Source organism: Bradyrhizobium sp. USDA 4502 (assembly GCF_054063355.1).
Genome location: NZ_JBSSGF010000001.1, coordinates 3,421,346 through 3,440,042, shown reverse-complemented (window position 1 = coordinate 3,440,042; position 18,697 = coordinate 3,421,346). Strand labels below are relative to the sequence as shown.

The following is an 18,697-nucleotide window of genomic DNA, read 5'->3' as shown; positions in this document are numbered from 1 at the left end:
CAACACTCCTTAATTGTGGCCGTATGAAGTGCGGGCAACACGGGAGCATGCAGCATGCGTTTCGCAGCCATTGCAATTGTCGTCGTCGGCGTCGCCGGAGTCTTGATCTACGATCGACACGACAAGAGCGCGAATTATCAGCGCGTCGATGCCCGCATCAGCGGCGTCAGCGAGCAATGCTATCTGGAAAAGGTCGAGCGCGGGGTCATCACCAAGACGACGTCGACCTCCGATCTGACTCGCTGCGAGATTGCCGAGCTGCTGCGCAAGGAGCATCCGAAGTGGCAGGGCTATGACGTGAAGCACAAGATCGAGGTGAAGGTCGTCTATGTCTCGCCGGTCGACGGGGCCACCCACCAGTCGAGCCTGCAGATGTCCTATTTCCCCAACGGCAAGCCGCTGCGCGCCGGGGACGTGTTTCCTGTCCTCGCCTCCAAGACCAAGGCGGACAAGACGCGTTCGATTTGACCGACGCTGTTCGACAGGACGGAAGCACAACCATGCGCCTTGGCCTCTACGCTATGATCGCTGTCGCCGTCGCGAGCTTCTATGTCTATAGCGAGCTCGACAAGCGGTTGAACTTCCGGCCGATCGATGCGCGCGTCAGCAGCGTCAAGGAACAATGCTACATGGAGAAGACCGAGGGGGCGCGAAGCTCGACCTCCGATCTGTTGCCGTGCGAGCTTACCGAGCTGCTGGCACGCCATCATCCGAAGTGGCAGGGCGCCGACATCAAGCACAAGATCGAGATCCGGTTTGCCTACATCTCGCCGGTGGACGGCGCCGCGCATGAGTCCAACCTGCAGTTGGCGGCCTATCCCGATAACCGGCAATTGAGCAGCGGCGACATTTTTCCTGTCCAGGCTTCCAGGAAGGAGGCGAACCGGACCCGCGTCAATGACTGGGTCGACCGCTGGCTCGGCCGCCATGCGCCCAAGCGCGCAAGCATCTAAAGCATGGAAGCATCCAGCGGACGTGTACTTTTCGCTGCCCCGCGTCGGCTCGCAGGCTTATGATCCTCCGATTCCATTGCGCCGCGGCTGGCCCGTGATCCCGGCCGGAAGAGGCCGGTTGTCCAGGCCGCATGCGTGCAGACCAGTTGCCGAGGAGACCATGACGCAGGCTCCGTTTGCCACCCACGACGTCTTCAACCAGTCGCCGCCGTTCGAAAATATCGACCTGTTCACGGTGGATGCGCCGCTCGCCGCGGCGGTTGCCGCCAATGGCGGGGCGGCGGCAACGGCTGAGCTGTCGGATTTCGGCAAGCATTGGGGATCCGCCGCCATGGCGGAGCGCGGCCGCGTTGCCAACGAGAACACGCCGAAACTGCGGCTGTTCGATGCCAGGGGCAATCGCCGCGACGAGGTCGAGTTTCACCCGGCCTATCACGAGCTGATGGCGCACTCCGCGCATGCCGGCGTGCACAATTCGACCTGGAGCGCCGACGGCAGGCCGGCCGGCGGGGCGGCCGAGGTGGTGCGCGCGGCAAGGTTCTACATCGCCGCGCAGGTCGAGACCGGCCATCTCTGCCCGATCACGATGACGCGCGCCTCGGTCGCGGCGCTGGCCTCGCAGCCGGACATTCTGGCGAAGACGATGCCGGTGATCGAAACGCGCGCCTACGATCCCACCTTCGCGCCGTGGTGGACCAAGCGCGGCATGACCCTCGGCATGGGCATGACGGAAAAGCAGGGCGGCACGGATGTGCGCGCCAACATGACGCGCGCCGAGCGCGACGGCGGGGCCTGGCGCATCACCGGGCACAAATGGTTCATGTCGGCGCCGATGTGCGACGCCTTCCTGGTGCTGGCGCAGACCATGAATGGGCTGAGCTGCTTCTTCATGCCGCGCTTTGCGCCCGACGGCACGGTCAACGCGATCCACTTCCAGCGCCTGAAGGACAAGCTCGGCAACCGCTCCAATGCCTCGTCGGAGGTCGAATTCCACAGCGCCTATGCCGAGCTGATCGGCGAGGAAGGCAAGGGCATCCGCACCATCATCCAGATGGTGCAGCTGACGCGGCAGGATTGCGCGATCGCATCCGCCGGGCTGATGCGCTCGGGGCTGGCGCATGCGCACCATCACGCGCGGCATCGCAGCGTGTTCCAGAAACACCTCGCCGACCAGCCGCTGATGCAGGCGGTGCTGTCGGACATGGCGCTGCATGTCGAGGCGTCCATCGCGCTGGTGATGCGGCTCTGCCGTGCCTTCGATCGCGCACCGGGCGATGCGGGTGAGGCCGCCTATATGCGGCTGCTGACGCCGGCGATCAAATACTGGACCTGCAAGAGCGCGCCCGGCTTCCTCTATGAGGCGATGGAGTGCCTCGGCGGCAATGGCTATGTCGAGGAAGGCATTTTGGCGCGCCATTACCGGGAGTCGCCGGTCAACGCGATCTGGGAGGGGTCCGGCAACGTGATGTGCCTCGACGTGCTGCGCGCGCTCGGCCGCGAGGCCGATGCCGCGCTCGCGGTGCTGCGCGCGCTCGCCGAGGAGACCAGGGGCCTGCCCGGCGCCGCCGAGGCTGTTGCCTCGATCGGGCAGTCGTTCCGGCGGCCGGACAGCGAGCGCGTCGCGCGGCTTGCGGTCGAGCAGCTGGCGCTCCTGGCGGCAACCGCGGCGCTCAACCAGGTCTCGCCGAAAAACGCCGAACTGTTCGCGGTGACACGGCTTGCCGAACGCCACGCCGGCATGTACGGCGCGGTGGACTTATCCGATGCCGATCAGCGCGCGCTGCTGGCGCGGGCGCTGCCATGACCACATTGACCACCGTCATGCCCGGCCTTGTGCCGGGCATCCACGTCTTTGCTTCGACAGGGCAAGGAAAGACGTGGATGGCCGGGACAAGCCCGGCCATGACGAATTGATAGAGCCGAGGTTCGCTGATGGATTCTCTCACGCCGCAAGACGCGACTGCCGCGATCGAACCGCCGCCGCTCCCCCCGCGGGTCTGGAAATTCTGGGGCACCGCGCTGTGGGGCCTGTTGATCTTCGCCGCGATGTTCGTCGGCCAGGTCACGGTCATCGTCTGGCGCATCGTCGCGCAGGGCGGCGAGGTGTCGACGGCCGGCATCACTCATGTGGTCGCCGACGGCCTGACGATCTCGCTCTCGGTCCTCGCCGGCCTGCCGATGGTGCTGCTGGTGCTGTGGTTCGCGATCCGCCGGACCCGGATCCCGTTCGCCGATTACCTCGGGCTGCGCGGGACGTCGTGGAAGAACGTGATCATCGGCATCGTCGCGCTCGTCGTGCTGGTCGGAGCCTGGGACATGGTGTCCCGCGCCGCCGGCCGCGAGGTGTCGCCGGGCTTCATGGGCGACGTGCTGAAATCGGCGCAGGAGCACAGTGCACTGTGGCTCCTGGTGATCGCCTTCGCCGTGGCCGCGCCGCTCTGGGAGGAACTGTTCGCACGCGGCTGGCTCTACCGCGGCTGGTCGGAATCCGCGCTCGGACCCTATGGCGCGATCCTGCTGTCGTCGATCGTCTGGACGGTGATGCACCTGCAGTACGACTGGTTCTTCCTCTGCCAGGTGCTGACGATCGGCCTCCTGTTCGGCTATTTGCGCTTCCGCACCGGCTCGACCTGGCTGACCATCCTGCTGCACGGGCTGAACAATTTTGCGGCGACGATCCAGACCTGGTGGCTGGCTGGCTGAGAGTTCCCTATGCTAGGTTGAAGCTAGGCCCACCTTCGCTGCAACGTTGTTGCAGAAGAATCCCATATGTCGAACTTCGAGAATGCCAACGCGCCGGTACCGGCACCGCCGCAGCGGACCTGGGATTTCGTGGAGACGGCATTCGTCATCCTGATCGCTTACGGCGTTTTTACGCTGGTTGGAGGTTGGGCCATGACGATCATCATCGCGGCGCAAGACGGCGTAGCCAGAATGTCGCCGGCTCAATTGCGGGATTTCGCCGCCCAGGGGCGATGGTACGGCGCTGGCCTTACCATCGCGAGCCCCTTGACGATCGGCGTGCTCTGGATCGCGATCCGGAAGGCTCGCCGCGGGTTCGAGGAATATCTCGCGCTCAACTGGCCGAGCCCGGCCGAAGCCATGCGCGCATTTGCAATCTTTGCCGGCATTCTGCTCGGTGAATCGGTCATCAATTCGAGTGTTGGTGGCGAGGGGGCCGCGGTGGATGACCCGGTCTTCGTGGTCAAGGGCGCGAACGGCTTGATGATCCTGCTCATCGGTACCTGCATTGCAGGACCCATCATGGAAGAGTTCCTCATTCGTGGCTTCTTGTATCGCGGCTGGTCGGAGTCGTTTCTGGGTCCGATCGGAGCGATCGTTCTGACCGCCGCCGTCTGGGCTATGACCCACACACTTTATGACGTTTATGGGAAGTTGGAGATATTCGGGATGGGATTGGCGCTGGGCTATTGCCGTTGGCGCAGCAACTCAACCTGGCTGACGGTCATGATCCATTCCGCCCTCAACACATTCATCTTTTTCGTGACAGGCCCGTATGTCTAGGGCCCAACGGCTGCGATCACGATTGGCATCGTGATGTCCGGGATCGTCTGCGGCGTGATCATCATCCGGAACCAGCGCCGGTGCGTCGCCAGCCATCGGAAGGTTGGAGGATGCCAGCGGCCCCCTCGAGTGCTATGATCTAGATCAATGAATGAGCGCGGGCCGGACTGAAACCAGGCAGCGGCGGCTGCCGTCGTGCGAGCTCTTCTCATGGCTATCTTGATCCGAGCACTCCTGGCCGGCGTCGTCGCGCTGGCGTCTCTCGGCGCCATCACGCAGCAGGTGCGCGACCAGGGCGTTACCGACACCGAAATCCGCATCGGCAATGTCATGCCGTATAGCGGCGCGCTGGAGATTTTCGGCCAGATCGGCAAGGCGGAAGCCGCCTATTTCGAGATGATCAACGAACGCGGCGGCATCAATGGCCGCAAGATCCGCTTCATGTCCTATGACGATCTGTCAGATCCCTCCAACGCCATGGATCTCACGCGAATTCTGGTCGAGACCGACAATGTGCTCTTGATGTTCGGTTCGTTCGGCACGCCGGGGAATCTCGCGGTGCGGAAGTATCTCAACGAACGCAAGATCCCCCAGCTTTTCGTTGCTTCCGGCGATCACGAGCTCAGCGAGCCGTCGCGTTATCCGTGGACCATGGGCTGGCAGCCTTCGTATCGCGAGGAGGGACGCATCTACGCGAACTACATCCAGGCTTTCTATCCCGGCAAGAAAATCGTGGCGCTTTGGGAGAATGACCAGTTCGGGCGCGAATTGTTCAAGGGACTGGTGCAAGGGCTGGGCGACGTCGCCCACAACATCAGGGTCGACATCGCCTATGATGTCGACGATCAGCACCTGGACGGCCACGTTTCGATCCTGAAGCAATCTGGCGCCGAGGTCTTCGTGTTTGCCGGAGTACCGGAAAATGCCGCCAAGGTGATCCGCGCGGCGGCCGACCACGGCTGGCGGCCGGTGTTCGTCGTGAACCAGATGGCGTCATCGATCGAGACGGTGCTCAAGCGGGCCGGCACGGAGAATGCGACCGGCGTCATCACCGCCGCGTTCCTGAAGGATGCGAGCGATCCGGCCTGGAGGGCGGAGCAGGGCGCCTGGTACAGCTTCCTGGACAAGTATACCAAAGCCGGCGGCAAGGATGACGCGGCCGCAGTCTACGGCTATGCCGCCGCCGAAACGATGGTCGAGGTGCTCAGGCAATGCGGCAACGACCTGTCGCGCGAGAACGTCATGAAGCAGGCCGCGGCGCTCAGGGATTATCAGGCGTCCGCCTTGCTCCCCGGCATCAAGATCAACACCGCTCAGTTCCGACCGGTCGAGCAATTGCGGTTGCTTCAGTTCGATGGCCGTAGCTGGCAGCCGATCGGGGATGTGCTCGATACGGCGTTCGCCGGTTCGGCCGGGAAATAGCGGCGATCAGGAGAAGCCGTACAAGCTGCACCCAGTCGTTGCAGGCCCTCGCTCTTGCTGAAGCGCAAGGGCGAGTTGTGGCGCTACGTCGCTGGGACTCGCGGGCTGGTCTATTGCGGGAGGGCGCGCGCCGCTCGGCGCCGACGGGGCTTCAAAAGAGACGCGACTTCGAAAGTGATGACTTGTTGCGCGGATGGCACAGGAGCCCGCGGCCAAATCAGGTACATTGATACTGTATTGAAAGACTTTTCATCACCCGGAGCATTGCGTTGGCGTCAGACGCAGTCAGTCTGGCTGATACTACAAGCGTAGCGGACGCGGCGGCTGCTACAGCGCCTTTTCGCGTAAAGATCGTGACGCGCGACGAAATCGCCGGTTGTCCCGCTTGGGCTGCCAGTTTCGCCGACCTGCGCAAGGATCACCGTTACTACGAGATCCTGGAGGATACGCTCCGCGAGCGTGTCGAGTACCGGTACTTCGCGATCATCGACCGGGCGGGCTGTCTCCACGCCGTCCAGCCGTTCTTTCTTCTCGACCAGGACGTTCTCGAGGGACTTGGAGCGGAATGGCAGCCGCTGCTGGCGCGCATCCGAGGCTTCGTTCCCGGGTTTCTCAAAATGCGAACCCTGATGGTCGGATGCTTCGCCGGTGAAGGGCATCTTGCCGGATCAAGCACGGTGCCGTCCGGCAAGATCGCCGAGATTCTTTGCGGCGAAATCGTCACGCTCGCCCGATCGTGCGGGGCGCAACTCATCGTCCTGAAGGAATTTCCTGCGCGCTACCGGCCGGTGCTGGATTGCTTCGTCCGGCGCGGCTTCGCCCGTGCGCCGAGCATGCCGATGACGGCGCTCAATATCGAGCACGACGACTTCGATGCCTACATGCAAAATGCGCTGCCGCGATCGGCACGCTGGCAGCTCCGCAAGAAATTCAAGGCAACCGATGGTGAAACCATAGCCCTTACCGTCACCGACGACGCAAGGGATGCCGTCGACGAGATCTATCCGCTCTACCTGCAGGTCTTCGACCGCTCGAAATTCCGTTTCGAGAAACTGACAGCCGACTATCTTCGCCGGCTCGGCAGCGACATGAAGGACAAGGTCCGCTTCTTCATCTGGCGCCGTGGCGGGAAGGTGATCGCCTTCAGCCTTTGCATGGTCGAAGGCGACAGTCTGTTCTGGGAGTATGTCGGCCTCGACTATGCTGTCGCACTCGACCTTCATCTTTATTACTACACCATTCGCGACATGATGAATTGGGCGATCGCCAACGGTTACAGGTGGCTTCGAAGCACGGGTCTCAGCTACGAACCGAAATTCCGGATGCGGCATGACCTCGATCCGCTCGACCTCTATGTGCGGCTTCGCTCTCCGCTTCCGAACGCGATCTTCAGGCTCCTGTTGCCCTGGATCGTACCGGCCCGCTATGACAAGACCTTGCGCAAATTCGCGAACTATCGCGAAGTCTGGTAGCGACCGATTGCGCGGCGATATTCAAGGCCGATCGGGTACGCCTTCTAAAGCCCCACCGCGGCAATCACGATCGGCATCGTGATCGCGGCCAGAATTGTCTGCAGCGTGATGATCTGGGCGAGTAGCGGCGCGTCGCCGCCCATCTGGCGCGCCAGCACATAGGCTGACGGCGAGGTCGGCACCGCGGCGCAGGCCGCGACGATGGCGAGGTTGGACCCGGTGACGCCGAACCACACCGCGAGCGCGACGGTCAGCGCCGGCATCAGCACGAGTTTCAGCACCAATGCCGCGCTGGCAGCGAGGCTGGGGCGAAAGATGCCTTCCAGATGCAGCCCGGCCCCGGTGACGAGCAGGCCGATCGCCAGCGACGAGCCGCCGAGCGCGTCGGCGACGTCATACCAGATCTGTGGCAGCGGGATGTGCGCGACATTGATGACGAGCCCGATGACGCAGGCCCAGATCAGCGGGTTCTGTACGACAGTCATCACGATGGCGCCGGTCGAACGCTTCTCGGACGAGGCATATTTCGCCAACACGGCGACGCTGAACACATTGACCAGCGGGATGATCGCGACCATCGCGACCGAAGCCAGGGCAAGGCCTGTGCTGCCATAGAGATTGCGCGACACCGACAGCGCGACATAGGTCTGCCAACGGGTCGCGCCCTGGAAGATCGAGGTGAAGGCGGGGCCGTCGACGCCGGCGCGCGCCAGCGGGCCGCGCAGCGCGAGGCAGAATAGCGACATCACCAGCGCCGCGAGCAGCAGCGCGCCGCCGACGCCCGCGACCGGCACCGTGGTCAGGTCGGCCTTCACCAGTGTCTGCACCAGGAGCACCGGGAACAGCACGTAATAGGTCAGCCGCTCCAGCCCGTGCCATTGCGTATCGAGCGGCATCAGCGTGCGCTTCAGGACGAAGCCGAGCACGATCAAGAGGAACACCGGCAGCAGCGCCGCGATCACCACGACCATGGTCAGCGCTCACCGCGCAGCTTCGCGAGCCGGTCCAGCGCACCCTGCAGGATGAAGATCGCGGCGTGCTCGTCGATTACCTCGGCGCGACGAGCGCGGCTGACGTCCATCCCGATCAGCTCACGCTCGACCGCCGCAGTCGAGAGCCGCTCGTCCCACAGCCCGATCGCAAGCGCGGTGAGGCCGGCGAGGTTGCGGGCAAACGCCCGGGTCGACTGCGCGCGCGGGCCTTCGCTGCCGTCCATGTTGATCGGCAGGCCGAGCACGAAGCCGACGGCATTGCGTTCGGCGGCGATCGCGAGCAGCCGCGCCGCATCGGCCTTGAACTGCTTGCGCTGGATGGTCTCGACGCCAGTCGCCAGCCGTCGGTCCGGATCGGAGGCGGCAACCCCGATGGTCTTGGTGCCGAGGTCGAGGCCGACAAGCGCGCCGCGCTCGGGCCAGTGCGGCGCAGCTTCGATCAGGGGAAGGATGGGGGCGAGCATGGCGCTAGCGCTTAGCACGCAGCCGCGCGCCGAGGCAAAGCCCGGCACTGCCGTGGCGTCCATGCGAAAACGCCGGTCAGGCGGCGATCACCCGCTCGTCGCCACCGAGGCACGCGGCCAGCCCCTGCAATGCGCTGTACTGATGCGCGGTGCGGCGCTGGATGAACAGCGTCTCGACATGCGCATGCTGCGGACTGAGCTTGTGGATGTTGATGTCGCGCTGGACGTGATCGCGATCGACGACGGCGCGCGGCAGCAGGGTGACGCCCATGTCGGCGGCGACGCAGCCGACCATGCCGTCGAGCGTGCCGAACTCGAAGCGGACCGCCGACGGCCAGCCGAACTCGGTGAACACCTGTTCGAGACGCTGCCGGTAGGTGCAGCCGGTGCGGAACACCAGCGCGGTCGGGCCCGACTCCGGCGTGCCGGCGCGCAACGCGGCCAGCGATTTCCAGCGCTGCGCAGTGACCAGCACCAGTTCCTCGGTGAATGCTGATGTGGCTGACAGTTCGGCATGCTCGATCGGGCCGGCGACAAAGGCGCCGTCGAGCGTGCCGTCGAGCACGGCGGCCACGAGGTCGGCGGTCGGCGCGGTGCGCAAGGTCAGGCGCACCGCCGGATAGCGGCGATGAAACTCGGCGAGCAGCGTCGGCAGCCGCACCGCAGCGGTGGTTTCCATCGAACCGATCGACAGCGGACCCTTCGGCTCGCCATCGTCGCGCGCGGCGAGCACGGCTTCGCGCGACAGCGCCGCCATGCGCTGCGCATAGGGCAACAGGCGGCGGCCGGCGCCGGTCAGCGACATGCCGCGGCTGTGGCGCTCGAACAGCGCGGTGCCGATCTCGGCCTCCAGCGCCTTGATGCGCTGGGTGACGTTCGACTGCACGGTGTTCAGCTCGTCGGCGGCCCGGGTGATGCCGCCGAGCCGCGCGACCGTGGAAAAGGTGAGCAGGTCGGTCAATTCCATCTGGGACCACCGTTCTGATTTAGAGATGGTAGCGTTCTCTAGTATTCATTATCCGAGAATGTTAGGCCCGCTTAGGCTGCAAGTCCAGAACAGCAAGTCCAGAACAGGGAGCAAGCGCATGCCGATCAGCACCGAATTGACGGCACGTCTGGACATAGAGCATCCGATCCTGCTCGCGCCGATGGACACGATTGCCGGCAGCGGGCTGGTCAAGGCGGTCAGCGCCGCCGGCGGCTTCGGCATTCTGGGCGGCGGCTACGGCGACAAGACGCGGCTCGAGACCGAGACCGCGAAGCTGAAGGGTTTTGCAAAGCCGTTCGGCATCGGCTTCATCACCTGGAGTCTCGCCAGGCAGCCCGAGCTGATCGACATCGCGCTGGATGCGCGGCCGCGCGCGGTGATGCTGTCATTCGGCGATCCCGCGCCGTTCGCGCCGAAGATCAAGGCCGCAGGCGCGCTGCTGATCTGCCAGGTGCAGAACGAGGAGATGGCGCGGCAGGCGCTCGATTGCGGCGCCGACATCCTGATCGCGCAGGGCACGGAGGCGGGCGGTCACGGCGCATCGCGCACCACGCTCGACATCGTGCCGGCGATCATCGATTTCGCGGCGGGGCGCGTGCCTGTGGTCGCGGCCGGCGGCATCGCGGACGGGCGTGGCTTAGCTGCGATGATGATGCTCGGCGCATCCGGCGTGCTGATGGGAACGCGCTTCTACGCCAGCGTCGAGGCCGACGCGGCCGAGCAGGCCAAGCAGCTGATCTGTGCGGCAAAGAGCGGCGAGACGGTGCGCGGCGTGGTGTTCGACTGGTCGCGCAAGCTGATGTGGCCGGCGCCGTTCACCGCGCGTTCGCTTGCCAACGATCATCTGCGGCGCTGGAGCGGGCGCGAGATCGAGCTGATGCAGCGCGCTGACGAGGTCGCGGTGGAGTACGCCGCCGCGAAGGCCGCGGCCAATTTCGATGTCGCCGCGGTGTTTGCCGGCGAGTCCGTCGGCCTGATCCATGATATCGTTCCGGCGGCCGAGATCGTCGGCCGCATCGTCGCCGAGGCCGAGCAGTCGCTGCAGGGCCGGCGCAACTTTTTTCCTTCTCCCCTTGTGGGAGAAGGTGGCGCGGACGCAGTCCGCGACGGATGAGGGGTCTGTCCCCGCGGAGGGAAACCCCTCACCCGCGCTCGCCTTGCGAGCGCACCCTCTCCCGCAAGGGGAGAGGGTAATTCCGAGCAAGCCAGGAAAGAGACACGCCATGTGGCCGGACCGTCGATTGATCGATCGTTTCAAGACCGAATTCCCGATCGTGCTGGCGCCGATGGCCGGCGTGATGGATGCGGAGCTGGTGATTGCGGTGGCGCAAGGGGGCGGGCTCGGCTCGCTGCCATGTGCGATGCTGTCGGCCGAGAAGGCGCGCGAGCAGGTCAACATCATCCGTCAACGCGTCTCTGCGCCGGTCAACCTCAACTTTTTCTGCCACAAGGCGGTCGACGCCGATCCGGCGCGCGAGGCGAACTGGCGGCGACGGCTGGCGCCCTACTATCGCGAGCATGGTCTCGATCCGAACGCGCCGATCAATGCGGCGAACCGCGCGCCGTTCGATGCGGCGTTCTGCGCCGTGATCGAGGAGCTGAAGCCGGAGGTCGTCAGCTTCCATTTCGGCCTGCCGGAGCCAAATCTGTTGCAGCGGGTGAAAGCCACCGGCGCCACCGTGATGTCGTCGGCGACGACGGTGAAGGAAGCGATCTGGCTCGAGGAGAACGGCGCCGACGTCATCATCGCGCAAGGCGCCGACGCCGGCGGCCATCGCGCCATGTTCCTGACCGACAACATCGCCGAGCAGCCCGGGACGTTCTCGCTGCTGCCGCAGTTGGTGGATGCGGTGAAGGTGCCGGTCGTCGCGGCCGGCGGCATCGCCGACGGGCGCGGGATCGCCGCGGCATTCGCCCTCGGCGCCTCCGGTGTGCAGGTCGGTTCGGCCTATCTGCGCTGCCCGGAGTCCAAGGTGACGGCGCAGGCCCGCGTCGCGCTGGCGCAGGCGAGCGACGAATCCACCGTCATCACCAATGTGATGACCGGCCGCCCGGCGCGCGGCGTTGCCAACCGTGTGATGCGCGAGGTCGGGCCGATCTCGCCGGACGCGCCGGCGTTCCCGCACGCAGCAACCGCCCTCGGACCGCTGAAGGCGGCTGCCGAAAAACAGGGGAAGGTCGATTTCACCAATCTGTGGGCCGGGCAGGCGGTGCGGATGGGCAAGGAAATGCCGGCGGCCGAGTTGACCCGCGCGCTGGCCGGCGCCGCACTGGCGCGGATGGCGGCTCTGTCTCAGGCCTGACGCGCGGCCTCGTTCAGACCAGGCAGGCCACGTAGAGGATCGCGACCCCCAGCGCCGTGCCGATCGACCAGAGGGCCGGGTCCCAGCCCTCCGGGCGGGGGCTGCCGTTGAGCATTGACATGACGCGCTCCGAACTTTTCTGTTTGGGTCGAGTAGGCGCCGTGAATGTTTCGGGACGACTTCGCGGCGGCCGCGAACTGGTTTCGTCGTGCGTTTCGCAGCCGGAATCCGTGGCAGGATGTCTTGTCGGTCGCCGGATGGGCTCCAAAGCCCCGTCGGGTGGGCAAATCCGCGCGGTTGCGGCGCAAAACCGGCCTCTGCTATACGGCAGGCTGACCTTTCAGCCCCGAGGCCCTATATAATGTCCGTAGACGCCACGACCGTCCGCCGCATCGCGCATCTGGCGCGGATCGCGGTCAGCGACGCCGAAGTTCCCCATCTCCAGGGCGAGCTGAACGCGATGCTAGCCTTTGTGGAGCAGCTGTCGGAAGTGAATGTCGACGGCGTCGAGCCGATGACCTCGGTGACGCCGATGGAGATGAAGAAGCGCGCCGACGTGGTCAATGACGGCGAGATCGCCGACGTCATCGTCCGCAACGCGCCCGACACCGTGAACGACTTCTTCCTGGTGCCGAAGGTGGTCGAGTAACCCAAGCATCGCGTTTTCGAGCGAAGTGGATACCGGTTCGCGTGAAGAAAACGCGTCAAACAAAAGCGACAAAGTCCAATGTGTCTGCTGTGCGACGATGAGAAGGCCTACAAGGCCTATATGGACTTCCTCGATGCCATGGAGCGCAAGGGGAAGGTCGCCGATCCCAACGCGGCGATGGACGCCGTGCTCGACCATCTCGAGGCGCTCGACGCCGAGCGCGCCAAGGAAAATGGCAAGGCAAATAACCTGGCGCGCCAAGACGACCCCGCCAACGACAAGACCCTGTCTCCGTTCTTCTGCAGCCCGATCAATAAATGACTGATTTGACATCGCTGACGATCGCCGAGGCTCGCGAGGGCCTGGCGAGCAAGTCTTTCACCGCCCGCGAACTGACCGATGCGCATCTCGCCGCGATCGAAGCCGCGCGTGTGCTCAATGCCTATGTGCTCGAAACGCCCGACCGCGCCCGCGAGATGGCGAAGGCCGCCGACGCGAAAATTGCAAAAGGCGAGGGCGGACCGCTCGCCGGCATCCCGCTCGGCATCAAGGACCTGTTCGCGACCCGCGACATCAGGACCACGGCGTGCTCGAATATCCTCGGCAATTTCATTCCGCCCTACGAGTCGACGGTGACCTCGCAGCTGTGGCGCGACGGCGCGGTGCTGCTCGGCAAACTCAACAATGACGAATTCGCGATGGGCTCGTCGAACGAGACCTCGTGCTTCGGCCCGGTCACCAACCCGTGGCGACGCGAGGGCTCCAACACCAGGCTGGTGCCGGGCGGCTCGTCCGGCGGCTCGGCTTCGGCGGTGGCGGCTGCTCTCTGCATGGGCGCGACCGCAACCGACACCGGCGGCTCGATCCGCCAGCCTGCCGCGTTCACCGCAACCGTCGGCATCAAGCCGACCTATGGCCGCTGCTCGCGCTGGGGCATCGTCGCGTTTGCATCCTCGCTCGACCAGGCCGGCCCGATCGCGCGCTCGACGCGCGATGCCGCGATCCTGATGCGCTCGATGGCGGGGCACGATCCCAAGGACACCACGTCGGTCGACATCGCCGTGCCGGACTACGAGGCCGCGATCGGCAAGTCCGTGAAGGGCATGAAGATCGGCATCCCCAGGGAATATCGGCTCGACGGCATGCCGGCCGAGATCGAAAAGCTCTGGAGCGAGGGCGCGCAGTGGCTGAAGGCGGCCGGCGCCGAACTCGTCGAGGTGTCGCTGCCGCACACCAAATACGCGCTGCCGGCCTATTACATCGTTGCGCCGGCCGAGGCCTCGTCGAACCTCGCGCGCTATGACGGCGTGCGCTACGGGCTGCGCGAACCGGGCAGGAACATCATCGAGATGTACGAGAACACCCGCGCCGATGGTTTTGGCGACGAGGTGCGCCGCCGCGTGCTGATCGGCACCTATGTGCTGTCGGCCGGCTACTACGACGCCTATTATCTGCGCGCGCAAAAGGTCCGGACGCTGATCAAGAAGGACTTCGAGGACTGCTTCGCCAAGGGTGTCAACGCGATCCTGACGCCGGCGACGCCGTCGGCGGCGTTCGGCATCGGCGAGAAGGGCGGCGCCGATCCGGTCGAGATGTATCTCAACGACATCTTCACGGTGACCGTGAACATGGCGGGCCTGCCGGGCATCGCCGTGCCCGCCGGCAAGGACTCGCAAGGCCTTCCGCTCGGCCTGCAACTGATCGGCCGTCCGTTCGACGAGGAGACGCTGTTCTCGCTCGGCGAGGTGATCGAGCAGGCGGCCGGCCGGTTCACGGCGCCCAGATGGTGGTGAGCGATGGCGGATTTCCGCGCCAGTCTCGCTGACACCGCGCCCGATGCGGCGCTGTCGCCGCCGCTCGCCGCGTTATGGTGGGCGAAGAAGGGCGATTGGGACCAGGCGCACCGCATCGTGCAGGATGAGGGCGACGCCAATTCGGCCTGGGTGCATGCCCATCTGCATCGCGTCGAGGGCGATCTCGGCAATGCCGGCTACTGGTACCGCCAGGCCGGCCAGCCGGTCGCAAAGGACACGCTCGAGGCCGAGTGGGAGCGGATCGTAGCCACGCTGCTGGCGCAGCGCGGCTAAAGGACGCCGGTGCGGAGGCACCGCGAGCATTAACCTTGTTTCGGCCGCCATGCCGCCGCCCAGATTGGCCGTGATAGGCTAATGGAACCGGGCGGGGGCCAGCGGCAAAAGAGAGTATTCGTGCGTGGGTCGGGCATAGGGGGATGGCTGTCAGCAATGCTGGTGGCCGTGGTGGCGGCGGGCCTTGCCGGCTGCGCCTCCGTCTACAATCTGCCCGGCAATGTGCCGCTCGGCGCCGCGCTCGCCGACAACAGCAGCGCTCGCGACATTCCGGCCTACGAAGATGATCTGCTGCTCGCGCTGTCGTTCTCCGGCGGCGGCACCCGCGCGGCGGCGTTTTCCTTCGGCGTGCTGGAGGAGCTTGACCACACGCGTTCGAGCGCGGCGGGCACCAAGACGCTGCTCGACCGCGTCGACTTCGTCTCCGGCGTTTCCGGCGGATCGGTCACCGCCGCCTATTTCGGATTGAAGCGCCGCGCGGCGCTCGACGATTTCCGCCAGCGCTTCCTGCTGCGCAATGCCGAGGAGGGACTGAAGACCCGGATCTCGCTCGGCAATATCGGGCGCGCGCTCGGCGGCGGCGTCAACGACAGCCAGTTCACCGACTGGCTCGATCAGAATTTGTTCGATGGCGCGCGGTTCGACGCACTGGCCGACGATCGCCGGCCGCGGGTCTGGATCAACGCGTCTGATATCTACAACCGCACGCCGTTCGTGTTCGGCAAGACGTCGTTCGATGCCTTGTGCAGCGACATCAGATCGTATCGTGTCGCCGAAGCGGTGGCGGCATCCGCCGCGGTGCCGCTGGCGTTCGCCCCGATCGTGCTGCAAACCTATCCCGGCGGTTGCGCCGCGCCACTGCCGGCCTGGCTCGAGCGGGTGCGCAACGATCCGAACGCACAGCCGTTGCTGCGCGCCTATGCCGAGGCCCAGGCACATTACCGCGACGGCTCGATGCGCTACGTCAAGCTGCTCGATGGCGGCCTCGTCGACAATTACGGTCTGTCGGGGCTGAGCATCGGCTTGCTCGCCGCTCAGCGTCCCTACGAGCCGCTGAACGAACGGCAGGCGGCCAAGCTGAAGCGCATCCTGTTCCTGGTGGTCGACGCCGGCCGCGGCATCTCCGGCGACTTCGTGCAGACGCTCGAAGGGCCGAGTGGCGTCGAACTGGTGTCCGCGGCCGCCGACACCGCGATCGATGCCAGCGTGCGCTCCAGCTACGCCGCATTCACGGCGCTCGCCGAGGACTGGTCCGGCAAGCTGAAGCGCTGGCGCTGCGGGTTGTCGGCGGCGGAGCGCAGCCGGCTCGGCGTCGGCGCCGGCTGGAAATGCGGTGACGTCGCGATCTATGTCGAGCGGCTCGGCTTCGACCGCCTCGGACCGGACCGCGCCGGCATCCTGAACGCCATCCCGACGCGGTTGTCGCTGCCGCCGGAGCAGGTCGACCAGCTGATCGCGGGCGGTGCCGACGCGCTGCGCTCGAGCAAGGCCTACCAGCAGTTCCGGCGCGGGCTCTGATCCCGCCTCAGGCGACGGCGGCGGGCTGGAAGGGGACTGCAAGGCGGCTTGACTGGCGCGATCGGTTGCGCGAAGCCCAAGCCATCCCAGATATCCTTTTATCCGGAAACCGAGATCCATGACCGCATCTGCCGCCCCGCACAAACTGATCAAGAGCGCCACCGGCGATTGGGAGGTCGTGATCGGCATGGAGATCCATGCCCAGGTCACCTCGAACGCGAAGCTGTTCTCCGGCGCATCGACCGCGTTCGGCGGCGATCCCAATTCCCATGTCTCGCTGGTCGATGCCGCGATGCCGGGCATGTTGCCCGTGATCAATGAGGAGTGCGTCCGCCAGGCCGTGCGCACCGGTCTCGGGCTGAATGCGAAGATCAACCTGCGCTCGGTGTTCGACCGCAAGAACTATTTCTATCCGGACTCGCCGCAGGGCTACCAGATCAGCCAGTACAAGTCGCCGATCGTGGGCGAGGGCGAGGTGTCGCTCGAGCTCGACGGCGGCCGCAGCGTCACGATCGGGATCGAGCGGCTGCACCTGGAACAGGACGCCGGCAAGTTGCTGCACGATCAGTCGCCGACGATGTCCTATGTCGACCTCAACCGTTGCGGCGTTGCGCTGATGGAGATCGTCTCCAAGCCCGACATCCGCGACGCCGAGCAGGCCAAGGCCTACGTCACCAAGCTGCGCTCGATCCTGCGCTACCTCGGCACCTGCGACGGCGACATGGAGAAGGGCAATTTGCGCGCCGACGTCAACGTCTCGGTACGCCGTCACGGCGAGACCGCGCTCGGCACCCGCTGCGAAATCAAGAACATGAACTCGGTCAACTTCATCGGCCAGGCGATCGAGTACGAGGCGCGGCGTCAGATCGAGATCATCGAGGACGGCGGCTCGATCGACCAGGAAACCCGGCTGTTCGACCCGAACAAGGGCGAGACCCGCTCGATGCGCTCCAAGGAAGAGGCGCACGACTACCGTTACTTCCCCGATCCCGATCTGTTGCCGCTCGAGTTCAGCCAGGCCTTCGTCGACGATCTCAAGGCGCAGCTCCCGGAACTGCCGGACGAGAAGAAGTCCCGTTTTATTACGGGCTTCGGCCTGTCGCCCTATGATGCGAGCGTGCTGGTTGCCGAGCGCGAGAGCGCGGAGTTCTACGAGACGGTGCTGTCGGGTCTTGCCGACAAGGCGCGCGATGGCAAGCTCGCCGCCAACTGGGTGATCAACGAACTGTTCGGTCGTCTCAACAAGGAAGGCGTCGAGATCGCGGCCTCGCCGGTGTCGGCGGAGCAGCTCGCCGCGATCGTCGACCTGATCGGCGAGGAAACGATTTCCGGCAAGATCGCCAAGGACTTGTTCGAGATCGTCTGGCAGGAAGGCGGCGATCCGCGCGCGCTCGTCGAGGCGCGCGGCATGAAGCAGGTCACCGACCTCGGCGCGATCGAGAAGGTGGTCGACGACATCATCGCGGCCAATCCCGACAAGGTCGAGCAAGCGAAGGCGAAGCCGCAACTGGTCGGCTGGTTCGTCGGTCAGGTGATGAAGTCGTCGGGCGGCAAGGCGAACCCGCAGGCGGTCAACGACCTTTTGAAGTCGAAGCTCGGCATCTGAACAACAGGACAATGATGTTGTCCTTGGCGCATGATCCAACCGGATCATGCTCCCTTGCATGCTCCTTTGCCGTCACCTTCGGTGTCGTCGCGCGCGCGTGAACGCGGCGTGATCCTGCCTCACACCCTCCGTTCGTGGCGCGCCGGCGCCACCGGCGCCGAATCGCAGAAGCCGCGATTCGTTCGCAAATCCGGTTCGGATGACCTCAAACGAGGCAAAACCCGTCTTACCCACGAAATTTTTTTCGTTGCCAAAAATTACGACTCGGCGTCGGCGTCGCGCCGCTTTTTGTCGTTGCTCGCGACTCAGCGCAATGACGGTCGCGTGTCGATCGCTTCAATGCGAATTCAAGAAAGGCCTGCAATACAAGCGTTTCCTGCAAAGTTGACAAATGCCGATGTCGGCGGCTGTTGCACTTCTTGCATCGTCGCGCGATTGCATCGTCGATTTGAACGGCGACGCGCGCTGTGCGCGTTGCCACCGCTGCGTCAACACTTCCTTAAGCGGGACACTGTTTTTTTCGGTCTGTTGGTGTATTCGGGAAGTAGTGCATATCGATTCCCGAGTGCACGCAGCGAAGTAGAGCCATCTCACATACTGGAGGGCAACATGGCTAAGAAGGCAAAGAAGGCGAAGAAGGCGAAGAAGGCGAAGAGCGCAGTGAAGAAGACTGCGAAGAAGACCCGCAAGGTCGCCAAGAAGAAGTAAGCCTCTCGCC

Annotated in this window: 19 protein-coding genes; 16 read left to right on the top strand and 3 right to left on the bottom strand. The window is 65.0% G+C overall.

Translation table 11 applies throughout. The features are described from left to right. The first annotated feature begins 54 nt into the window (after nt 1–54). The 7 genes from ACVW1B_RS15840 to ACVW1B_RS15810 all read left to right on the top strand — a co-directional run bounded on the left by ACVW1B_RS15840 (nt 55) and on the right by ACVW1B_RS15810 (nt 7,372). Nucleotides 55–468 (top strand): hypothetical protein, encoded by a 414-nt coding sequence (locus tag ACVW1B_RS15840; protein WP_092078151.1) that lies wholly within the window; start codon nt 55–57, stop codon nt 466–468. 32 nt (nt 469–500) lie between these two features. Further along, nucleotides 501–953, top strand: a complete 453-nt coding sequence (locus ACVW1B_RS15835) for a hypothetical protein (protein ID WP_456821759.1) — start codon at nt 501–503, stop codon at nt 951–953. Nucleotides 954–1,113: 160 nt separating this feature from the next. Then, complete coding sequence (locus ACVW1B_RS15830) at nt 1,114–2,757, top strand: acyl-CoA dehydrogenase family protein (RefSeq protein WP_253608369.1); 1,644 nt, start codon at nt 1,114–1,116, stop codon at nt 2,755–2,757. A 128-nt stretch (nt 2,758–2,885) separates the two neighbouring features. Continuing rightward, entirely contained in the window at nt 2,886–3,656 is a 771-nt protein-coding gene (locus tag ACVW1B_RS15825; protein WP_141341898.1) for a CPBP family intramembrane glutamic endopeptidase, read from the top strand. A 66-nt stretch (nt 3,657–3,722) separates the two neighbouring features. Further along, nucleotides 3,723–4,478, top strand: a complete 756-nt coding sequence (locus tag ACVW1B_RS15820; RefSeq protein ID WP_456821758.1) for a CPBP family intramembrane glutamic endopeptidase — start codon at nt 3,723–3,725, stop codon at nt 4,476–4,478. A gap of 210 nt (nt 4,479–4,688) precedes the next feature. Beyond that, a complete protein-coding gene (locus tag ACVW1B_RS15815; RefSeq protein ID WP_253608371.1) occupies nt 4,689–5,900 on the top strand; it encodes an ABC transporter substrate-binding protein in 1,212 nt (403 codons plus the stop codon). A gap of 353 nt (nt 5,901–6,253) precedes the next feature. Continuing rightward, entirely contained in the window at nt 6,254–7,372 is a 1,119-nt protein-coding gene (locus ACVW1B_RS15810) for a GNAT family N-acetyltransferase (protein ID WP_253608372.1), read from the top strand. Nucleotides 7,373–7,416: 44 nt separating this feature from the next. On the opposite strand, the gene ACVW1B_RS15805 is transcribed toward ACVW1B_RS15810, so the two are convergent. From ACVW1B_RS15805 to ACVW1B_RS15795, 3 genes are all read right to left on the bottom strand, one after another. Continuing rightward, nucleotides 7,417–8,343: an AEC family transporter gene (locus ACVW1B_RS15805; RefSeq protein WP_225158880.1), complete on the bottom strand. Its 927-nt coding sequence runs from the start codon at nt 8,341–8,343 to the stop codon at nt 7,417–7,419. Between the two features lie 2 nt (nt 8,344–8,345). Then, on the bottom strand, nt 8,346–8,828 hold the full coding sequence (gene ruvX / locus ACVW1B_RS15800) for a Holliday junction resolvase RuvX (protein WP_253609996.1): 483 nt from the start codon (nt 8,826–8,828) through the stop codon (nt 8,346–8,348). Between the two features lie 76 nt (nt 8,829–8,904). Next, nucleotides 8,905–9,795: a LysR family transcriptional regulator gene (locus ACVW1B_RS15795; RefSeq protein WP_253608373.1), complete on the bottom strand. Its 891-nt coding sequence runs from the start codon at nt 9,793–9,795 to the stop codon at nt 8,905–8,907. A gap of 118 nt (nt 9,796–9,913) precedes the next feature. Between ACVW1B_RS15795 and ACVW1B_RS15790 the strand changes: the two genes are divergently transcribed. The 9 genes from ACVW1B_RS15790 (at nt 9,914) to ACVW1B_RS15750 (ending at nt 18,687) form a co-directional block, all read left to right on the top strand. Beyond that, nucleotides 9,914–10,930, top strand: a complete 1,017-nt coding sequence (locus ACVW1B_RS15790) for an NAD(P)H-dependent flavin oxidoreductase (protein WP_253608374.1) — start codon at nt 9,914–9,916, stop codon at nt 10,928–10,930. A 109-nt stretch (nt 10,931–11,039) separates the two neighbouring features. After that, nucleotides 11,040–12,119, top strand: a complete 1,080-nt coding sequence (locus ACVW1B_RS15785; protein WP_253608375.1) for an NAD(P)H-dependent flavin oxidoreductase — start codon at nt 11,040–11,042, stop codon at nt 12,117–12,119. A gap of 361 nt (nt 12,120–12,480) precedes the next feature. Next, the gene (gatC, locus tag ACVW1B_RS15780) at nt 12,481–12,768 is read left to right on the top strand and encodes an Asp-tRNA(Asn)/Glu-tRNA(Gln) amidotransferase subunit GatC (RefSeq protein WP_225158886.1); all 288 of its coding nucleotides are present in this window, start codon (nt 12,481–12,483) and stop codon (nt 12,766–12,768) included. Between the two features lie 78 nt (nt 12,769–12,846). Continuing rightward, on the top strand, nt 12,847–13,089 hold the full coding sequence (locus ACVW1B_RS15775; RefSeq protein WP_253608376.1) for a hypothetical protein: 243 nt from the start codon (nt 12,847–12,849) through the stop codon (nt 13,087–13,089). Continuing rightward, entirely contained in the window at nt 13,086–14,561 is a 1,476-nt protein-coding gene (gene gatA, locus ACVW1B_RS15770) for an Asp-tRNA(Asn)/Glu-tRNA(Gln) amidotransferase subunit GatA (RefSeq protein ID WP_456821757.1), read from the top strand. The genes ACVW1B_RS15775 and gatA overlap by 4 nt, the downstream gene beginning before the upstream one ends. A 3-nt stretch (nt 14,562–14,564) precedes the next feature. Then, a complete protein-coding gene (locus ACVW1B_RS15765) occupies nt 14,565–14,855 on the top strand; it encodes a hypothetical protein (protein ID WP_456821756.1) in 291 nt (96 codons plus the stop codon). 156 nt (nt 14,856–15,011) lie between these two features. Beyond that, complete coding sequence (locus ACVW1B_RS15760) at nt 15,012–16,373, top strand: patatin-like phospholipase family protein (RefSeq protein WP_168858152.1); 1,362 nt, start codon at nt 15,012–15,014, stop codon at nt 16,371–16,373. Nucleotides 16,374–16,491: 118 nt separating this feature from the next. Further along, on the top strand, nt 16,492–17,979 hold the full coding sequence (gene gatB / locus ACVW1B_RS15755) for an Asp-tRNA(Asn)/Glu-tRNA(Gln) amidotransferase subunit GatB (RefSeq protein ID WP_456821755.1): 1,488 nt from the start codon (nt 16,492–16,494) through the stop codon (nt 17,977–17,979). 30 nt (nt 17,980–18,009) lie between these two features. Then, nucleotides 18,010–18,687, top strand: coding sequence for a hypothetical protein (locus ACVW1B_RS15750; RefSeq protein WP_456821754.1), 678 nt, complete (start codon nt 18,010–18,012; stop codon nt 18,685–18,687). The last annotated feature ends 10 nt before the right edge of the window (nt 18,688–18,697 follow it).